Annotated in this window: 17 protein-coding genes; 9 read left to right on the plus strand and 8 right to left on the minus strand. The window is 66.3% G+C overall.

Going from position 1 to position 16,152, the window contains the following annotated elements; genetic code table 11:
- Positions 1 to 46: 46 nt before the first annotated feature.
- Together xseA and EHV23_RS02935 are read left to right on the plus strand one after the other, a co-directional pair.
- Positions 47 to 1,474, plus strand: coding sequence for an exodeoxyribonuclease VII large subunit (gene xseA, locus EHV23_RS02930; RefSeq protein WP_125094641.1), 1,428 nt, complete (start codon positions 47 to 49; stop codon positions 1,472 to 1,474).
- Positions 1,475 to 1,690: 216 nt separating this feature from the next.
- Positions 1,691 to 1,933, plus strand: coding sequence for a GlsB/YeaQ/YmgE family stress response membrane protein (locus EHV23_RS02935; protein WP_125094642.1), 243 nt, complete (start codon positions 1,691 to 1,693; stop codon positions 1,931 to 1,933).
- A 46-nt stretch (positions 1,934 to 1,979) separates the two neighbouring features.
- On the opposite strand, the gene EHV23_RS02940 is transcribed toward EHV23_RS02935, so the two are convergent.
- Positions 1,980 to 2,492 (minus strand): DUF192 domain-containing protein, encoded by a 513-nt coding sequence (locus EHV23_RS02940; protein ID WP_125094643.1) that lies wholly within the window; start codon positions 2,490 to 2,492, stop codon positions 1,980 to 1,982.
- A gap of 656 nt (positions 2,493 to 3,148) precedes the next feature.
- Between EHV23_RS02940 and icd the strand changes: the two genes are divergently transcribed.
- Entirely contained in the window at positions 3,149 to 4,402 is a 1,254-nt protein-coding gene (icd, locus tag EHV23_RS02945; protein ID WP_125094644.1) for an NADP-dependent isocitrate dehydrogenase, read from the plus strand.
- A gap of 285 nt (positions 4,403 to 4,687) precedes the next feature.
- Here the strand turns inward: icd and EHV23_RS02950 are convergent, their stop codons facing one another.
- Positions 4,688 to 5,110 carry a VOC family protein gene (locus EHV23_RS02950; RefSeq protein WP_125094645.1) on the minus strand — a complete coding sequence of 141 codons (423 nt, stop codon included), beginning with the start codon at positions 5,108 to 5,110 and terminating at the stop codon, positions 4,688 to 4,690.
- 103 nt (positions 5,111 to 5,213) lie between these two features.
- On the opposite strand from EHV23_RS02950, the gene EHV23_RS02955 reads away from it, so the two are divergent.
- Entirely contained in the window at positions 5,214 to 6,260 is a 1,047-nt protein-coding gene (locus EHV23_RS02955; protein ID WP_158615810.1) for an FUSC family protein, read from the plus strand.
- Between the two features lie 84 nt (positions 6,261 to 6,344).
- On the opposite strand, the gene dld is transcribed toward EHV23_RS02955, so the two are convergent.
- The 5 genes from dld to EHV23_RS02975 form a co-directional block, all read right to left on the minus strand.
- The gene (gene dld / locus EHV23_RS15850; RefSeq protein WP_125094647.1) at positions 6,345 to 8,213 is read right to left on the minus strand and encodes a D-lactate dehydrogenase; all 1,869 of its coding nucleotides are present in this window, start codon (positions 8,211 to 8,213) and stop codon (positions 6,345 to 6,347) included.
- A gap of 75 nt (positions 8,214 to 8,288) precedes the next feature.
- The gene (locus tag EHV23_RS15855) at positions 8,289 to 8,477 is read right to left on the minus strand and encodes a DUF3325 family protein (protein ID WP_338034503.1); all 189 of its coding nucleotides are present in this window, start codon (positions 8,475 to 8,477) and stop codon (positions 8,289 to 8,291) included.
- On the minus strand, positions 8,478 to 8,618 hold the full coding sequence (locus EHV23_RS15860; protein ID WP_238990249.1) for a DUF3325 family protein: 141 nt from the start codon (positions 8,616 to 8,618) through the stop codon (positions 8,478 to 8,480).
- Positions 8,615 to 10,516: a PepSY-associated TM helix domain-containing protein gene (locus EHV23_RS02970; protein WP_125094648.1), complete on the minus strand. Its 1,902-nt coding sequence runs from the start codon at positions 10,514 to 10,516 to the stop codon at positions 8,615 to 8,617. The genes EHV23_RS15860 and EHV23_RS02970 overlap by 4 nt, the downstream gene beginning before the upstream one ends.
- 16 nt (positions 10,517 to 10,532) lie before the next feature.
- Entirely contained in the window at positions 10,533 to 10,820 is a 288-nt protein-coding gene (locus tag EHV23_RS02975; RefSeq protein ID WP_125094649.1) for a DUF3649 domain-containing protein, read from the minus strand.
- Positions 10,821 to 11,031: 211 nt separating this feature from the next.
- Between EHV23_RS02975 and EHV23_RS02980 the strand changes: the two genes are divergently transcribed.
- Together EHV23_RS02980 and EHV23_RS02985 are read left to right on the plus strand one after the other, a co-directional pair.
- Positions 11,032 to 11,262, plus strand: a complete 231-nt coding sequence (locus tag EHV23_RS02980; RefSeq protein WP_125094650.1) for a hypothetical protein — start codon at positions 11,032 to 11,034, stop codon at positions 11,260 to 11,262.
- 250 nt (positions 11,263 to 11,512) lie between these two features.
- Positions 11,513 to 12,334 carry an HAD hydrolase family protein gene (locus EHV23_RS02985; RefSeq protein WP_158615811.1) on the plus strand — a complete coding sequence of 274 codons (822 nt, stop codon included), beginning with the start codon at positions 11,513 to 11,515 and terminating at the stop codon, positions 12,332 to 12,334.
- 177 nt (positions 12,335 to 12,511) lie between these two features.
- Here EHV23_RS02985 and EHV23_RS02990 read toward each other — a convergent pair whose 3' ends face one another.
- A complete protein-coding gene (locus tag EHV23_RS02990) occupies positions 12,512 to 13,624 on the minus strand; it encodes a glycosyltransferase family 2 protein (RefSeq protein ID WP_125094652.1) in 1,113 nt (370 codons plus the stop codon).
- Positions 13,625 to 13,848: 224 nt separating this feature from the next.
- Between EHV23_RS02990 and EHV23_RS16570 the strand changes: the two genes are divergently transcribed.
- The 3 genes from EHV23_RS16570 to EHV23_RS03005 all read left to right on the plus strand — a co-directional run bounded on the left by EHV23_RS16570 (position 13,849) and on the right by EHV23_RS03005 (position 16,020).
- Positions 13,849 to 14,820 carry a DUF2325 domain-containing protein gene (locus EHV23_RS16570; protein ID WP_420813024.1) on the plus strand — a complete coding sequence of 324 codons (972 nt, stop codon included), beginning with the start codon at positions 13,849 to 13,851 and terminating at the stop codon, positions 14,818 to 14,820.
- 159 nt (positions 14,821 to 14,979) lie between these two features.
- Positions 14,980 to 15,423, plus strand: a complete 444-nt coding sequence (gene fur / locus EHV23_RS03000) for a ferric iron uptake transcriptional regulator (RefSeq protein ID WP_125094653.1) — start codon at positions 14,980 to 14,982, stop codon at positions 15,421 to 15,423.
- A 6-nt stretch (positions 15,424 to 15,429) separates the two neighbouring features.
- The gene (locus tag EHV23_RS03005) at positions 15,430 to 16,020 is read left to right on the plus strand and encodes a nitroreductase family protein (protein WP_125094654.1); all 591 of its coding nucleotides are present in this window, start codon (positions 15,430 to 15,432) and stop codon (positions 16,018 to 16,020) included.
- The last annotated feature ends 132 nt before the right edge of the window (positions 16,021 to 16,152 follow it).

A 16,152-nucleotide genomic window follows, 5' to 3' on the forward strand; every position in this document is an offset into this window, starting at 1 on the left:
TGGGCTGTCCGTGCCGTCGTTCCGCTTCGGGCAGGTTCCCGTGCCGATGAAACAACAGGAAAGCGTTTTTACAGCTGGTTCGAAGGCGTTTACGGCCGAACAGGCCCTGACGGTCGGCCAGCTCAACCGGATGGCTGGTCGTGTACTGCAGGACACGTTCGGGGTGGTGAAGGTGGTGGGCGAGCTGTCCAACTTCACGCGGGCCGCCAGCGGGCACTGGTATTTCACCCTCAAGGACGCGGGCGCGGCGGTGCGTGCGGTCATGTTCCGTTCGGCTGCTGCCCGGGTGGACTTCCGCCCGCGCGAGGGCGACCAGGTGGAGGTGCTGGCCCGTGTGTCGCTCTACGAGGCACGGGGTGACTTCCAGCTGGGGGTCGAGCGCATGCAGCTGGCCGGCGCTGGCGATGTCTGGCAGCGCTTTGCCCGGCTCAAGGCCCTGCTGCAGGCCGAGGGGCTGTTCGATGCGGGTCGCAAGCAGCTGCTGCCGCCCGACATCCACACCGTGGGCATCGTCAGTTCGCTGAAGGCCGCGGCCCTGCAGGATGTGCTGACCACGCTGCGCCGGCGGGCACCCCAGCTGCGCGTCATCATCTACCCGGCTGCCGTGCAGGGGCAGCAGGCACCGGCCGAGCTGATTGCCGCCATCGGGGCGGCCGAATCCCGGCAGGAGTGCGACGTGCTGCTGGTGGTGCGGGGCGGCGGATCGTTCGAAGATCTGGACGCTTTCAACCATGAAGGGCTGGTGCGCCGGCTGGCTGGTTGCAGTCTGCCGGTGGTGAGCGGGGTAGGGCATGAATCCGATTTCACGCTCACCGATTTCGTGGCCGACGTGCGGGCACCCACTCCGACCGCGGCGGCCGAGCTGGTCAGCCCCGATCGCCGGCAGGCCCTGCAGCAACTGGCGCATCGGGGGCACCGTCTGGCCGCGGGCATGCAGCACCAGCTCGAACGGCTGGCCCAGCGGCTTGATATGGCCGAGCGCCTGCTGCGTTCGCCCGGGCAGCAGCTGCAGGTCCGCCACCAGCGGCTGGCGCAGCTGGCCGGACGGCTGTCGCAGGCCATGACGTGCCGGCTGCCATCACCGCAGCAGCGCCTCGAACGGCAGACCGAGCGCCTGCAGCGCAGCATGACGACCTGTCTGGCAGACAGCCGGAACCGGCTGCAGCGGGGCGAGACCCTGCTGCGCGCACCGCAGACCGGACCTGCCGCCTTTCGCCTGCAGCGTGCCGAAGAACGGCTGGCGCAGGCCTCCGGCCTGAACTGGCAGCGTGCCGCGCAGCGGCTGGACCGGGCCGAGACGAGTCTGGGTCTGATCAGCCCGCTGGCCGTGCTGGGGCGGGGCTACGCCATCGTGCGCGACGAAAATGGGCGGTTGCTGGCCTCGGCTGCCGACGCAGCCACCGGCCAGCCGCTGGACGTGCAGCTCAGGGATGGCCGGCTGGCCGTGACGGTCGATGCCGTGCGGCCTGCGTGACACCGTTTATAACGGTGTGCCGGGTTGAACTGTGGGAACATGCGTCCATCTGCCGGTTATTGTGATTTTTGCCACAGGGCAATACCGCCTGTCGTGCCACACTGACCGGCTGTCTGCCGGTTGCGTCGGGCAACGGGCAGTCCGGGCGGTCTGTGCCGTACCGCCTTCCTTATCTTCCGGCAGCTGCGCTGCCCTTCATTTCAGAGGAACACCCGCATGGCTCTCATCCAGATGTTCATCGTTGGCCTGATCATCGGCCTGCTCGCCCGCGCCATCATGCCCGGTACCCAGAAGCTGGGCTGGATCATGACGGCCATTCTCGGTATCGTCGGCTCGGCCGTGGCCAACTTCGTGGGCGGTGCCATGCACTTCTATCAGCCGGGCGAAACCGCCGGCTGGATCGCCTCGGTCATCGGCGCCATCGTGGTGCTGGCGGTGTACGGCAAGATCAAGAGCTGAGGCGCTGCCCTGAGCGTGTCATGCAGGCTGCCTTCATGACACGCGACTATTCCGCTGTCCCTTCGATCACGTCGCCAATCCCCACCCCGTGCCTGTCGAACCAGCCCTGGTTCATCTCCAGCGCACGGAATACCGGCCCCGGCGGGCAATGGCTGTATTCATCCCGGGGCTGCATGTCGGCCAGGCTGATGATCCGCCCCCTGTCGTCCAGAAACGCCAGCGACAGCGGGATCAGCGTGTTCTTCATCCAGAAACAGTAAAGCGCGGGCTGCTCGAACACGAACAGCATGCCGTGATCGGCCGGCATGTCCGTGCGGTACATCAGCCCCTGCTCCCGCTGGGCATCGGTGCTGGCCACCTCGGCCTCGATGGCGTGCCCGCGCACCTTCAGGGTCCGGACGGGAAGGGCGTTTTCGTCCTGCTGGCGGTTTTTGTCTGGCTGCCCGGTGGTATTCGCCTGATTGCTGGAGCCTGCCTGATCACTGGCATGTGCGCAGACACCCAGCGGTGCAATGGCAATGGCAAGGGCGACGGGCAGAAGGCGAGCGTGCAGGGACATGGTGGCGAACAGACGCTAGGATCACGGGAGATGGCGTGCATTGTAGGTAACTTCATGCGTGCCGTGTGCCTGGGCCGCGTGTCCGGTGTCACGGGCGGGGTGTCGTGGATCCCAGCCAGACGGCTGTGATGTGGGGCAGGTTGTGTACTGTCCGGTAACGGCTGAAGGGCGTCCCCGGATACGGTGAGCTTCCCGTGTATGTGCGGCCCCGTGGGTGACGGACCCTATGCAGGTGCCGGCATGTGCGGACGCAAACTGCAGGTCGCACGGTGGTCTGGTCGACCCTTCCGGCGGGGCGTCCCATCGGTACTTACCCTGACACGGCCCATTTCGGCCGTCTGCGGGCGGATTGGCCCGCCCGGGCGCTGGCATAATCCCCACTTCCACGGGGGCCTTTCGCCCGGGGGATGCGGTACCTGCGTCCGGTGCCGGGCTGCTGCCCTGCCGGCCGGCGGGTGGTTCCTCCAGGCGGACGGTTCGTTCGGGGCAGGGGGCGTGCGGCTTCCTGCCGGCACCGGTGCAGACGAGTGTCTGCGGCTCCGGCGCCATCCGCCCCCAGCCGTTTCACCCGGCCGGGGTTTCCGGCCCGGCTGGTTGCGGCCCGACAGGGCCGTGCCGGTCGCTGGCATCCCGGTCCACCCACACAGGTTCTCGCCATGTACAAACACATCAAGGTCCCCGCCGAGGGGCAGAAGATCACCGTCAATCCGGATTTCTCGCTCAACGTGCCGGACAATCCGGTCGTGCCGTACATCGAGGGGGACGGTACCGGTTTCGACATCACCCCGGTCATGCTGAAGGTGGTGGATGCCGCCGTCCAGAAAGCCTATGGCGGCAAGCGCAAAATCCACTGGATGGAAATCTACGCCGGCGAAAAGGCCACGAAGGTCTATGGGCCGGACGTCTGGCTGCCCGACGAGACGCTCGACGCGCTGCGTGACTACGTGGTGTCCATCAAGGGTCCGCTGACCACTCCGGTCGGTGGTGGCATCCGTTCGCTGAACGTGGCCCTGCGCCAGCAGCTGGACCTGTATGTCTGTCTGCGGCCGGTGCAGTATTTCGATGGTGTGCCCTCGCCGGTGCGCGAGCCGCACAAGACCGACATGGTCATCTTCCGCGAGAACTCGGAAGACATCTACGCCGGTATCGAGTACGAAGCCCTGTCCGACAAGGCGAAAAAGCTCATCGACTTCCTGCAGGAGGAGCTGGGCGTCACCAAGATCCGCTTCCCCGAAACCTCCGGCATCGGCATCAAGCCGGTCTCGAAAGAGGGCACCGAGCGCCTGGTGCGCAAGGCCATCCAGTACGCCATCGACAACGACAGGCCGTCGGTCACGCTGGTGCACAAGGGCAACATCATGAAGTTCACCGAAGGTGCCTTCCGTGACTGGGGCTATGCACTGGCGAAGAACGAGTTCGGTGCCGAGCTGCTCGACGGTGGCCCCTGGATGAAGCTGAAGAACCCCAAAACGGGCAAGGACATCATCATCAAGGACGTGATCGCCGATGCCTTCCTGCAGCAGATCCTGCTGCGCCCGGCCGAGTACAGCGTCATTGCCACGCTGAACCTGAACGGCGACTACATCTCCGACGCGCTGGCTGCCCAGGTGGGCGGCATCGGCATCGCCCCGGGGGCCAACCTGTCGGATTCGGTGGCCATGTTCGAGGCCACTCACGGCACGGCGCCGAAGTACGCCGGCAAGGACTACGTGAACCCCGGTTCCGAAATCCTCTCCGCCGAGATGATGCTGCGCCACATGGGCTGGACCGAAGCGGCCGACCTGATCATCTCCTCGATGAAGAAGGCCATTGCCAGCAAGAAGGTCACCTATGACTTCGCCCGCCTGCTGCCGGATGCCGAACAGGTCTCGTGCTCGGGCTTCGGTCAGGTGATGATCGACAACATGTGAGGTACCGTCATGTCTGCAACGGGCCGGCGGCGTGACCTGCTTCCGGTCCGTGCAGCACGTCGATGGGTGGTCACCACGGGTGCGCCCATGGGCACGGATGCTCATGCAGCGGGCGTGACGGCGTGGATGATGCTGTCACGCCTTTTTTGAATGTGGGCGGCTCAGTCCGTGCGCTTTGCTGGCCGCAGCCGGTGGGTCGGGGGGTGAGCGTCCTGGGGCTATCTGGTCAGGCGGATGACCGATGGATCTGCCAGAGCGTGGTCACGGAGACGGCCTTCGGTCAGCTCAGCCCTGCGCCGGCTCCAGCCAGGCCATCGCCTCGATCTTGTGCCCATCCAGATCGCGCACGAAGCAGCCGTAATACTGCTCGCCATAGTGCGGCCGTTTGCCCGGTGCGCCCTCATCCTTCGCCCCGGCGGCCAGTGCCGCGCGGTAGAAGGCATCCACCTCATCCGTCGTCGCTGCGTAGAAGGCCACATGCACACCGTTGGCCGTTTCTGCCGGCTTGCCGTCACAGGGCGCCTGTATCCAGAACTCCGGATAGGCCCGCCCGAAGGCCACGGCCGGCACCTCGGCGCTCAGGTCCAGAAAGCGCTGGATACCGAGCGCGCCCAGCACCTGGTCATAGAAGGCAACGGCCTTCTCGAACTGGTTGGTGCCCAGGGAGACGTGGGAGAGGATGCTGGGGTTGGGGGCGCTGCCGGGCATGGCGCTTTCTCCTTTGGTCGTTGACAATACCGGTCCATTGTCCCACGAACGAAAACGCTCCCGGTGCATGGCTGAGCACTGCACGGGTGTTTCAGTGCGTCTCATGAATCTCCCCTCCCTAAAGACCTGGATCGGCACCGTCTACTGGCAGCAGGCCCTGCTGGGCGGGCCGGCCCTGCTGGCCGTGCTGGCGCTGAGCCTGAGCTGGGAGCCACACGTGGCGGTGGTCACCACGGCCTCGGCCTTCACCATTGCCTTCGGTGCGGCCCATGCGCTGCCCGGCCGGCGCTGGTGGCCGATGATCGTCACCTGTCTGGGCATGGCGTCGGCCACGGTGCTGGGGTCGGTAGCGGCCGAAGAGGCCTGGGCCCTGTTTGCGCTGGCCGGGATTCTTACCGCCTGCTGCGCGGCGCTCAGCGCCTGGAATGGCGACTGGTGGTGGGTGGACCTGCAGGTGGTCTGTGCCTTTCTGGTGGCCAGCTATTTTCCGGGCAGCTTCGACGTGGGGCTGGAACGGGCCGTGCTGGTGGTAACCGGAGGCGGTGCGCAGATCATCTTCACACTGCTGACCGCGCTCCTGTGGCCGGCCTTTGCGGCCGCGCTGCCTTCGCCACCGCTGCAGGTGTTCCAGCAACAGGCGCAGCTGCGCCGCTACGCACTGACGGCAGCCGCGGCGGTGGTGCTGTCGCTGGCGCTGGCCCGGGGCGTGTCGCTGCACAACGACTACTGGGCCTCCATTGCGGCGCTGATGGTGCTGCGCCCGGGCCTGCACGATACCCGCACACGCTACCTGCGCCGGCTGACCGGCACGCTGGTGGGCTGTGTGGCCACCATGTTCATCATCGGCTGGGCGCACGATGCCACTGGCTGGCTGGTGGTGTTCACGGCCCTGGCGGCGTCGGCCGCCTTTTCCACGCAGAAGGCGCACTATGGCCTGTTCACCTGCCTGATGTCGGCCACCATCATCTTCATGCAGGCCATTGGCCATGGCGATCCGCTGGCGGCCACCGAGCACCGCATCGAGGCCACGCTGCTGGGCGGCAGTGTGGCGCTGGTGCTGGGCATGCTGCTGTCGCTGACCGAACGCTTCCTCGAAAACGGCGCATTTGGCGCGTATCAGGGGGTTTTTCGTCCCCGCGGGGACGACTGAGTCCATGACACGCCCCTGAGTCCATGGCACGTGTCAGGCGCCTTTCGCGCTGATGGTCGATGGTAGGCAGTCCATGCTGTTCCGTTACGCCCAGTGCTTCTTCTTCGACGTGTGCCCGATGCCCGGGTTGAAGCTGTTGGTCGGGTCCAGCTGCCGGTAGAAGCGCTGCAGCGAGGGTTTGGCGTGGTAGAGGTGCCCTACGTTGTGCTCGGCCGGGTACTGGGCGCCGCGGTCGTCCAGCAGCTTTAGCATGTCGGCTTCCAGTGCCATCCAGTCATTGCCCTTCCTGACGATGTAGTCCTGATGGAACACATGGCACATGAAGTGGCCGTAGTACAGCTTGTGGCTGATGCGGCTGTCGATGCTTGCCGGCAGCTGCTCGAACCAGTCCGGATCGTTGCGGCGCAGTGCCACGTCCAGCGCCAGAATCTCTTCCACCGTGTCGTCGTGCACGGCCCGGTAGCGTACGGCCGCCGAGGCCACCGCAAAGCGGTGCAGCATGGCGGCCTGCGTCTCGGTGGCATTGCATTCGAACCAGCCACCACGCCCGGCAGGTGGCGGTGTCATGTTCCTGACAGGCGGAGAGACGCCCGCAGCATCGTGTGCTTCCGTGTGGTGTTTCGGTGGGTCACTGACGGGTGCCTCGTGTTCTGCAGCATGATGCGCACCCGTACCCGCAGCCGCACCTGTACCTGTACCTGTACCCGCAGTGCCCGGTGCCGTACCGAAATACGCCGTCAGATACTGCCGCGCCTCTTCCACGCCCTCGCCACCCATCTTCAGGATCAGGTGATGCTCGTACCGGTCGCGCCAGTCGCGCAGCCGCTGCGGCAGGTGCTGTGGCAGCAGCCGGGCAAAGACCTGCAGCGCCTTGTCGGCAAAGTGTGCGGGCAGGAAGGGCAGTTTTTTTGCCAGCCGGTCCACCCGTGCCTTGAAGGCAAACAGCGCCGGCAGCCGGTGTGTGCCCAGCTTTTTGATCACCCAGAAGGTGTCCTTGCCATAAACAGCAGCAATATCGAAGGCGTCGCGATGAATGTATTCGCCGGAAATGGGTAGTGACTGGAAATGTGCCAGCATGTGGCGGCGCAGGTCGTTCAGGACGTGCGTGTCGTTGGTGCCGATGTAGAACACCGCCGTCTGCTTTTCCAGCGGGAAGGTGTCGAGCCGCACGGCAAACACGCCCAGCCGGCCGGCGCTGCCCGAGGCTTCGTAGTGACGGGCCGGATCGGCATTGAAGCGGGCCGGGGTGTCGGCATCCACCTGCCGCACGTGATGACAGTAGGCGTGATCATGCCCCTTGCCGCAGCCCAGCAGCACATCGCGCGGGGTGTAGCGGCCTTCCTGCAGATTGGTCAGGATTTCTTCCGGCGTGTCGCCCAGCGCAATGCCCAGGTGATTGACCAGCTGCAGCTCGCCGCTGGCATTGAGCTGTGCGTACAGCGCCATCTCTGTGTAGGCTGGGCCCCGCTGCACCAGTGCGCCGCCCGAGTTGTTGCAGATGCCCCCGATCACCGAAGCACCGATGCAGGACGAGCCGATCACCGAATGTGGCTCGCGTCCGTGCTTCTTCAGCAGCACTTCCAGTGCGTTCAGCGTGGAGCCGGGCAGACAGACCACCTGTTCCGCCCGGTTGAGCAGCTGGATGCCGTCCATGCGCAGGGTGTTGATGATGACGATGTCGCGTTCGTAATCGTCTCCGCTGGGGGTGGAACCGCCGGTCAGCCCCGTGTTGGCGGCCTGGCTGATGATGATGGCATCGCCTGCCACACAGACCTGCAGTACCCGCCAGTATTCGAGCAGTGTGCCCGGCTGCACCACCGCCAGCGCCTTGCCACTGCCGAAACGGTAGCCGGTGCGGAAGGGTTCGGTGCGTGCAGGGTCGGTGAGTACGTGCTGGGTGCCGACCACCTGCTGCAGGCTGGTCACGAGAGTGGCGGAAAGACGGGACGACATGACGACGGGCAATGACGGATTGAACGGGCCAGACAGAAGAAGCCAGACAGAAAAGGCCAGAACGGGCCAAACAGGCTATTTTGCCGCTTTTTGGCGCTCCTTCGCCAATGCACGACGCCGCTCGACGACAACCAGCGCCAGATAGACGCCCCAGGCAGCCAGGGTCAGATGCCCCACCCAGCTCACCAGCCCCAGCGCCAGCCCCTGCAGCCGGATGGCCGGCACCAGGGCGAGCGCCAGCAGCCCCCAGCCCGCCAGACGCAGCTACCGGGTGGCGACCGCGGACAGGGAATGCCCCAGCAGGTCTTCCTGGTGCCGCTCCATGGCCAGCATCAGGGCCACGAATGCCGGCAGCGTCAGCGCCAGCAGCAGCAGGTGGGCGAGGGCGTGGGTGGACAGGGTCATGACTCTGGTGCTCCGGCCGGCGTGCAGGCGTGTGTGGTGGTGGCCTCCGGTCCGGTGCCGGCGACCGCCGTTCCCGTGCCAGCTTTTGCCGCGGAGGAGGGGGCGGGCCTGCTGTCTGTCTCTGCCTTTTTGCCGGCCCCTGCCGTGGTGACGGAGGCAGCTTCCCTGCGGGTCGTTGCCCGGGCAGCCGCCGGCGCTTTTCTGGCCGGTTTGGTCTTCGGCCGGAACCGGGCCGTTCGCCAGGCCAGGCTGCCCATCAGCGCAGCAAGTGTCAGCAGCCCCAGATCCATCGTCACGAAGGTCCAGTCCCCCTGCCGCAGGCTGGGCAGCAGTCCCCGCGTGGAGGTGAGCGCGTTCAGCACGGGGGTCAGTGCCAGCAGCCCGGCACAGCCTGCCAGCAGTTCGATCCAGGCCCGTCGGGCCGGTCGCAGGCAGGCATACAGCGCCGCCAGCGCCCAGACGCCAAAGAACACCGCGATCTCCGCCTCGGCACGCCCTCCGATGGCCGCCACCAGACGGTCCAGTCCGTGGACGGTGCCCTCTGCCAGGGGGGCACCTCCGCTGCTGCCCTGGCCTGCATCAGCCGGCAGCAGCCGGTTGCCCCACAGAAAGGCCGTCATCGCCAGTGGCAGCCCGGCGATGGTGGCGATGTTGAGCCGCTCCACCAGCCGGAAGCCAAAGTACGGGCGGTCCGGATCGGGCAGCTTCACCCGACGCTTGACCGTCCACAGCACCAGTCCGCTGCCCACCATGCCGGTACCGGCCAGCCCCAGCAGAAAGTACAGCCAGCGCAGCTGCAGGTGGGCAAAGCGCCCCTCGTGCAGGGCGATCAGCCCCCCCCCCCCCCGCGTTTCCGCGGCGGGCCGGGTGGTGTCGTGCTGCTCGAGCAGCCGGCCGCTGGTGCCGTCGAACACCAGATACTGCGGGCTCACCGACACCTGACCCTCGATACTGCGCAGGACGATCACCCGGGCCTGTGCCTCGCCCGGGTTGTTCACATACACCCGGCCGACGCCCTGCGACTCCCAGCGGTTGCGTGCCTGCGCCACCATGGCCGGCACGTCCCCCAGAGGGGCGGCATGTCCGGAACGTGGGGCCGGCAGGCGAAAGCCGGTGATCACCTGCTGCTGCCGCATCTGGTCCGCGCGCGTCGGGAAGGCCGTCAGTGCGCCCCAGGGCATGTAGAGCATCATCAGCGTCACCAGTCCGGACCAGGTGATCATCAGGTGAAAGGGCAGGCCCAGCACGGCCAGTCCGTTGTGCGCATCCAGCCAGGAGCGCTGCCCCTTGCCCCAGCGGAAGGTGAAGAATTCGGCAAAGATCTTCTTGTGCGTGATGATGCCACTGATGATCGCCACCAGCATGAACATGGTCGCCACACCCACGATCCAGCGCCCCGTGATGGGCGACATGTAGTACAGGTTGAAGTGGAAACGGTAGAAGAACTCGCCACCCAGCGTCTCGCGCCGCGACAGCGGCTCACCGGTGCGCGGATCCAGTCGCCGCTCCATGAAGCGCCCGGGGCCATCACCCAGCCAGAACAGGTTCACGCCCGGCGAGCGCGCCGAGGGCAGGCTGATGCCCCACTGGGGGGCCTGTGGCGCCCGTTCCGCCAGCCAGCCGACCATCCGCCCGGTCACCTGCACCGGATCGGCCGGCGCTTCCCGGGTGGGCACATCGGGGCGCATCCAGGCGGAAAGCTCGTCACGGAAGTAGCTGACACTGCCGGTCAGAAACACGGCATACAGCAGCCAGCCCAGCAGCAGGCCGGCCCAGATGTGCAGGTCCGACATGCACTGGCGCAGGCTGCGTCCACGGGGCGTTTTGCCGGCGGGAGCCTTGCTTGCGGGTGGCGCTTCCGCAGGCGGTCGCGCGGATGCAGGGATGGAATCCTTCATGACCAGCTCCGTCCGCTCAGGCACCGGCGGCCCGCCAGATGCCCAGGTCCACCAGCAGCAGGGGGGCGCCCACCACGAGCAGTCCGGCCCAGGCACGCAGCGCCGAAGACGCCGCAAAGACCCAGATCACCGCTGCCGCGTACACGATGAAACTCAGCATCATGCCCGTCAGCACCGCCTCGCCCCGCTCCATTGGCAGGGCCAGTGTGGCCACCGAGGTGAGGGCGGCCAGTGCATAGCCGCCCAGCACGGCGGCCACGATGCGGGAAACCAGCGGCAGATGGGCCGCGAGACGAAAGGGCATGGCAGGGGGAGTGTGGCAAATTTGAACGGATACGAATGATATCGATAAGCATGAATTCTGGCGATGGGGGTCATGCCTTCATGGGGGCAGATGTGCTTCGTCGGGGGTGAGTGTTCTGTGGAAGACGGGTCATGCTTTCAGGGAGGGCAGATGAGCGAGTGCACGACACGCTCTAGAATAGGCAGCAGTTCATCGACCTGCCGAGCATCACATGACCGAAGAGGGCCGCGCCCTGGCCATCGTCCTGGGCCTGCTGGTGGGGCTTGCCGCCATTGGCATTGCCCTGGGCTTCTACAACTGGCGTGCCCGCCGTGTGGCCCGCCTGCTGGCTGCTGCCCAGGCGGGCGTACATGGCGGCTTGCAGGCGCCGGCGGCGGGAGGCGCCGATGAAGGCAAGGGCGTCCGTGCGCGCCGTCGCCGTCCCATCAGCGACCGGCGCTGACGGCTGCCTGCCCATCATCCCGGACACTGTCACGCCGGACGGACGCTGCCCTGCTGGATGGCATGTCGCCCTGCCGGATGAATGCCGCCGCGCCGGATGGACGCTGCTCCCCCGGATAAGGCCGCTTCCCCGGATGACGCTGCAACGCCGGATGGAGGCAGCCACGCCGGCCCCCCAACCGCATCAGCCGGTCTTTTTTCTCACTTCTCACCGACCGTACGTGCCCCAGCGGCACATGAGATCCCACACCATGACCCAGGCCCTGAAAGACCGCATCAGGATCGCGTTCTTCGACATCGACGACACCATCTACAGCAAGGCCACCGGCCAGCTCTCGCCCGGCATCGAAAAGGCCTTTGCCGGCCTGCAGCGCCGTGGTGTGATCCCCGCCATCGCCTCCGGCCGGGCACGGTATGTCTTTCCCCAGCCGCTGGAGGAGGTCATCGGCCGGCTGGGGCTGGAATACTTCGTCACCATCAATGGCCAGCTCAACCTGCGCGGCAGCAGCGTGCTGTCCGACTATCCCTTCGCGCCGCAGGATCTGGCACGCATCACCAGCTACTTTCTGGAGCAGGGCATGCCGGTGGTCTATTCCGAGCGCCAGCGCATGTCCATCGTCAGCATGACGCACGATTTCGAGGCGGCCCTGTCGCCGATCACCCGCGACTACCCGCTCGACCAGCATCATGTCGAGGGGGATCCGGTCTACCAGATGATCATCGGCTACGACGAAAGCCAGCAGCCCGGCATCGACGCCTCCGGCATTCTCGACAACGGCCGTTTCAAGACGGTGCGCTGGCACGAGGACGCCGTCGACCTGCTGATGACGGCCGGCTCCAAGGTGCGCGGCATCAGGGACGTGATTGCCTCGCTGGGCCTGACCCTCGACAACGTGATGGTCTTTGGCGATTCACTCAACGATATCGAGATGCTGTCCGAGGCCGGCTATGCCGTGGCCATGGCCAATGGCCACCCGCACGTGAAGCAGTATGCCGATTACGTGGCCCCCGCCCAGGCCGAGGATGGTGTCCATCGTGCCCTGCTGGCGCTGGACATGATCGATCCGGACTGAGCGGGCCCTGTCTCCATGGCCCCGCCCGTCGCTGCGCGGACCCGACCATGTGCTGGCAGGGTCTCGCTGGCAGGGATCTGTGCAGCCGGCATGACACAAGTGCTGCACACAGGGTGTCGCGCAGCCGGCAGGACATGATCGTTCGGCCAGCCCCCCTGCCGGAAGGTCTCTGCCCGCTCAGACCTCTGCCATCGCGTCCTTGAGCGCGGCCGCCGACACTAGCCCCCGGTCGGCTGCCTCGCGGTACTTTGCGTACATGTCGGCCTGCATGCCCTTGTAGTGGCTGGCCTTGTCCATTTCCTTGCGGGCATCGAACAGCGCCCACAGTTGCCCGGCCGCCATGAAGCTGCCGCGACCGCTGACGTTGCCGGCCAGATCCGGGCGTTCGCCGATCTGCAGCGCCTTCAGCCAGCTTTCCTCGATCATCGGCAGCAGTGACTCGCCCTGTTCCGGATGCTTCTGCATCTGGTCCAGCAGCAGGCAGCCCACCACGAAGTAGAAATCCGACGAATCCCCGAAGTAGCGCATCTCGTCCGAGGCGAACAGCATGGCCTCTTCCAGCCGGCCGGTCTGGCGCAGGCATTCGATCATCCGTACGGCCATGTCGTGATGCCACACGGTGCGCACGGACGAAACCTGGCGCGCCTTCTGGTAATAGGGGATCGCCTCGGCTGGTTGCAGCTGGATATCGTACTGTTTGCCGATCTGGAAGTTGACATACGGGTCGTTGGGGCGCTCGGCCAGCTCCTGCAGCAGCAGCTCGAGGTTGCGGCCTTTCTTGGTGTCGAGCTGTTCCTGCATGTAGCCATCGTGCCGCACGGACACGGTCGAGTTCACCACGGGCAGGCTGTGTGCCGGCTGTTCATGGATGCGGCCCTTGTAGCGCACGCCCCTTGGCAGAATGCGCGGGATCCGGTGGCTGGAAATCAGCGTGCTCTGTCCACGGCCCAGATCACTGTCGACCCGGATGTTGTGAATGACCCGCCGCCCGTCCTGCTTCAGCCCCTGCAGGTATTCCCCGCCCGAGGTCAGCCATTCATCCGCGTCCAGCACCAGGTTCCAGTCGGCGTCCGACTTTGCCAGCGCTGCATTGCGGGCGGCGGCAAAATCGTTGGTCCAGCGGCGCTCGTACACCTCGGCACCATGGGCCCGGGCAATGGCCATCGTGTCGTCGGTCGACCCCGTGTCCAGCACGATCATCCGGTCCACCCAGGGGGCGACACTGTCGAGGCAGCGGGCAATGCTGCGGGCCTCGTTCTTGACGATCATGGTCAGGGCAATGGTTTTCATGCGCAATCCTTCAGTCGGGTACTGTCGGGCATTCTGGCGTGGGAGGGCGTTTCCCGGTGTGTGGAACAGGGGCGGTTCCAGCCCGCATTTCTGTCATGTCACGACACAGCCTCCGCTGATCCATGCCGGAACCACAGGGAAAACACGGGCATGACACCAGGGGCTGGCACATCCAGAAATGAGAAGTAAAATCAATCGTCCCTCATCCCGCCGGAGCCAGAACCTTGAACCACGCAACCGAGCGCAGCCTTGAAGGCGCCCTGGCCGAGCTGAAAGCCCTGAGGCTGGCCTATGGCGCGGCACAGCGTCGCTGCACCGCCAGCCTGCAGCGGCTGCATGCGCGCAACCAGGTCCTGGAGGAAGAAGTGCTGCAGCTGCGTGCCCAGCTGGCGGCCCGTGATGTCGCCATGGCCTGGACGCAGCAGGCGGCACTCTCGGCCCAGGGGGAAGCCCTGCAGCCGGGCCGTCCGCAGATGGTTGGGCGGATCGAGGCCCTGATGCAGCGCCTGCAGACGCTGCTGCGGTCGCTGCGCAACCCGGCAGGCAGCCATGTGGCGGTCTTTGGTGCGCCGCAGGGTACGCAGGGGTCTGGGGGCGATGCCGCCGGTGCAGCCAGCGGGCAGTCGCCCGGGGTATCGGTAGGAAGCCCTGCTGCCCGGTCGCCGGAAAGAGGGAGCGAGGGGCCTGCCGGCCATCCGGCCGAAGAGGAGGGCGATACGTCCGGTGCATCGTCTGGCCTGCAGGAAGCAGTGCAGCCAGCCGGCCGGCAGGCGGCACTGTCGGCCCGGGTACTGTCTCCGGCACAGGGAGCACCGTCCGCCCAGGCAGCCCCGTCAACCGCCCGCCCCGAAGGCGCGTTGTCCCCCACGGATGCTGCGCATGATGCAGACTCATCGCAGGCCGAAGATGACTTCATCGACCCCCCAGACCTTGAAGAACGGCTGGTCGAGGCCGATCTGGTGATATGTCAGACAGGCTGCCTCAGTCACCAGGCCTACTGGCGGGTGCAGGATCACTGCCGGCGCCACAACAAGCCGTGTGTCCTGGTGGCGGAACCCGATGCGTTGCGGATCATCCGCATCCACCAGCGGGGCGAGACGGCCCCGTCCGGCGAACCGGCGCAGGCGCCTGCCGCGGCAGGTGCCGACCGGGAGGCCGTGGCGCTGTCTGACGGACAGACGGTGTCGGGTGACTGACGCGCCACCGTGCACCCGCGCAACGCCCCGTAGAATCCAGACACCATTCCACAACACGCAGCAGATCACAATGGGTCATAATGCGGTAGTCGTGCATGTCGGGTGGCGTTCTGTGCCCACGCTGCCGTCATCACGAATCCATTTCTCTCAGGAAGGTCAATGAGCACGCAGGATCAGGAATTGCGCAGTGTCGGTCTGAAGGCCACGCTGCCGCGCATCAAGGTACTTGAAATCATCCGTGGCAGCGAAGAGCGCCACCTCTCGGCCGAAGACGTCTTCCGCCGTCTGCTGGAGCAGGGCCACGACGTGGGCCTGGCCACCGTCTACCGTGTGCTCTCGCAACTGGAGGCAGCCGGCCTGCTGAGCCGCAACGTCTTCGATGGCGGCAAGGCCGTGTTCGAAATGAACGAGGGCGACCATCACGACCACCTCATCTGTGTGAGCTGTGGCCGTGTGGACGAGTTCACCAGCCCGGTCATCGAGAAGGTGCAGTACGAGGTGGCCGAGGCCCATGGCTACGAGCTGTCCGAGCGCCGTCTGGCCCTCTACGGTGTCTGCTCCACCTGCCAGAAGAACGCATCGGCCCCCCGCGGTCGCGCCTGAACACCGATGGACGACAGTATCGATCTCAACGACATCGGCGCCCCCGCGGTCGAGGCCCTGCTGGGCCGTTTCTCCGCCTGGCCGCTCATGGAGCCGGCCCCGTCGGCGTGCGAGCTGGGCAGCCTGTTCGACCTGGCCGTGCGCGCGCCCGACCACGGTGGCCTGAAGCCTTGGCGTTTCGTCACCATCCAGGGCAATGCTCGCCACGCCTTTGCCGAGGTGCTGGTGGAGGCTGCGCGGGCGCGCGGACATGAAGACCCCGAGCGCTTTCGCAAGAAGGCCACCGCTGCACCACTCACCATCGTGCCGGCCGTGCGCCTCACCGAGTCCGAAAAGGTGCCCGCCATCGAACAGTGGTTGTCTGCCGGTGCCGCCGTCATGAATATCCTCAACGGCCTGTACCTGCTCGGATACGGCGGGTTCTGGGCCACCGGGCCCAACGCCTTCGACCCGAAGGTGCGTGATGCCCTGGGCTTTGCCCAGGACGAGCACCTGCTGGGCTTCGTCTATGCCGGTACCCCGGAGGCCCATGCCGAAGGGAAGCAGCGCCCCGAAAGCACCGCCTTCGTTCGTCCCTGGCTCGGTACCGCCGGCTGACCACAAACGGGCGCGGACATCGGCCCCTGCCGGGGGGCCGTGTTCGCGAATGTGGCCTGACGCTGCGGCCGTGGCTGCCGGGTTCCCGTCATGGGGCCTGAATATCGTTCGTTTCAAACGCGTTCGTTTCAA

This window comes from Lautropia dentalis (genome assembly GCF_003892345.1).
Taxonomy (GTDB): Bacteria; Pseudomonadota; Gammaproteobacteria; order Burkholderiales; family Burkholderiaceae_E; genus Lautropia; species Lautropia dentalis.

Excerpts from the sequence above, each read along its gene's own strand:
- xseA (WP_125094641.1), top strand. The coding sequence starts at position 47 with ATGAAACAACAGGAAAGCGTTTTTACAGCTGGTTCGAAGGCGTTTACG.
- EHV23_RS02935 (WP_125094642.1), top strand. The coding sequence starts at position 1,691 with ATGGCTCTCATCCAGATGTTCATCGTTGGCCTGATCATCGGCCTGCTC.
- EHV23_RS02940 (WP_125094643.1), bottom strand. The coding sequence starts at position 2,492 with ATGTCCCTGCACGCTCGCCTTCTGCCCGTCGCCCTTGCCATTGCCATT.
- icd (WP_125094644.1), top strand. The coding sequence starts at position 3,149 with ATGTACAAACACATCAAGGTCCCCGCCGAGGGGCAGAAGATCACCGTC.
- EHV23_RS02950 (WP_125094645.1), bottom strand. The coding sequence starts at position 5,110 with ATGCCCGGCAGCGCCCCCAACCCCAGCATCCTCTCCCACGTCTCCCTG.
- EHV23_RS02955 (WP_158615810.1), top strand. The coding sequence starts at position 5,214 with ATGAATCTCCCCTCCCTAAAGACCTGGATCGGCACCGTCTACTGGCAG.
- dld (WP_125094647.1), bottom strand. The coding sequence starts at position 8,213 with ATGTCGTCCCGTCTTTCCGCCACTCTCGTGACCAGCCTGCAGCAGGTG.
- EHV23_RS15860 (WP_238990249.1), bottom strand. The coding sequence starts at position 8,618 with ATGACCCTGTCCACCCACGCCCTCGCCCACCTGCTGCTGCTGGCGCTG.
- EHV23_RS02970 (WP_125094648.1), bottom strand. The coding sequence starts at position 10,516 with ATGAAGGATTCCATCCCTGCATCCGCGCGACCGCCTGCGGAAGCGCCA.
- EHV23_RS02975 (WP_125094649.1), bottom strand. The coding sequence starts at position 10,820 with ATGCCCTTTCGTCTCGCGGCCCATCTGCCGCTGGTTTCCCGCATCGTG.
- EHV23_RS02980 (WP_125094650.1), top strand. The coding sequence starts at position 11,032 with ATGACCGAAGAGGGCCGCGCCCTGGCCATCGTCCTGGGCCTGCTGGTG.
- EHV23_RS02985 (WP_158615811.1), top strand. The coding sequence starts at position 11,513 with ATGACCCAGGCCCTGAAAGACCGCATCAGGATCGCGTTCTTCGACATC.
- EHV23_RS02990 (WP_125094652.1), bottom strand. The coding sequence starts at position 13,624 with ATGAAAACCATTGCCCTGACCATGATCGTCAAGAACGAGGCCCGCAGC.
- fur (WP_125094653.1), top strand. The coding sequence starts at position 14,980 with ATGAGCACGCAGGATCAGGAATTGCGCAGTGTCGGTCTGAAGGCCACG.
- EHV23_RS03005 (WP_125094654.1), top strand. The coding sequence starts at position 15,430 with ATGGACGACAGTATCGATCTCAACGACATCGGCGCCCCCGCGGTCGAG.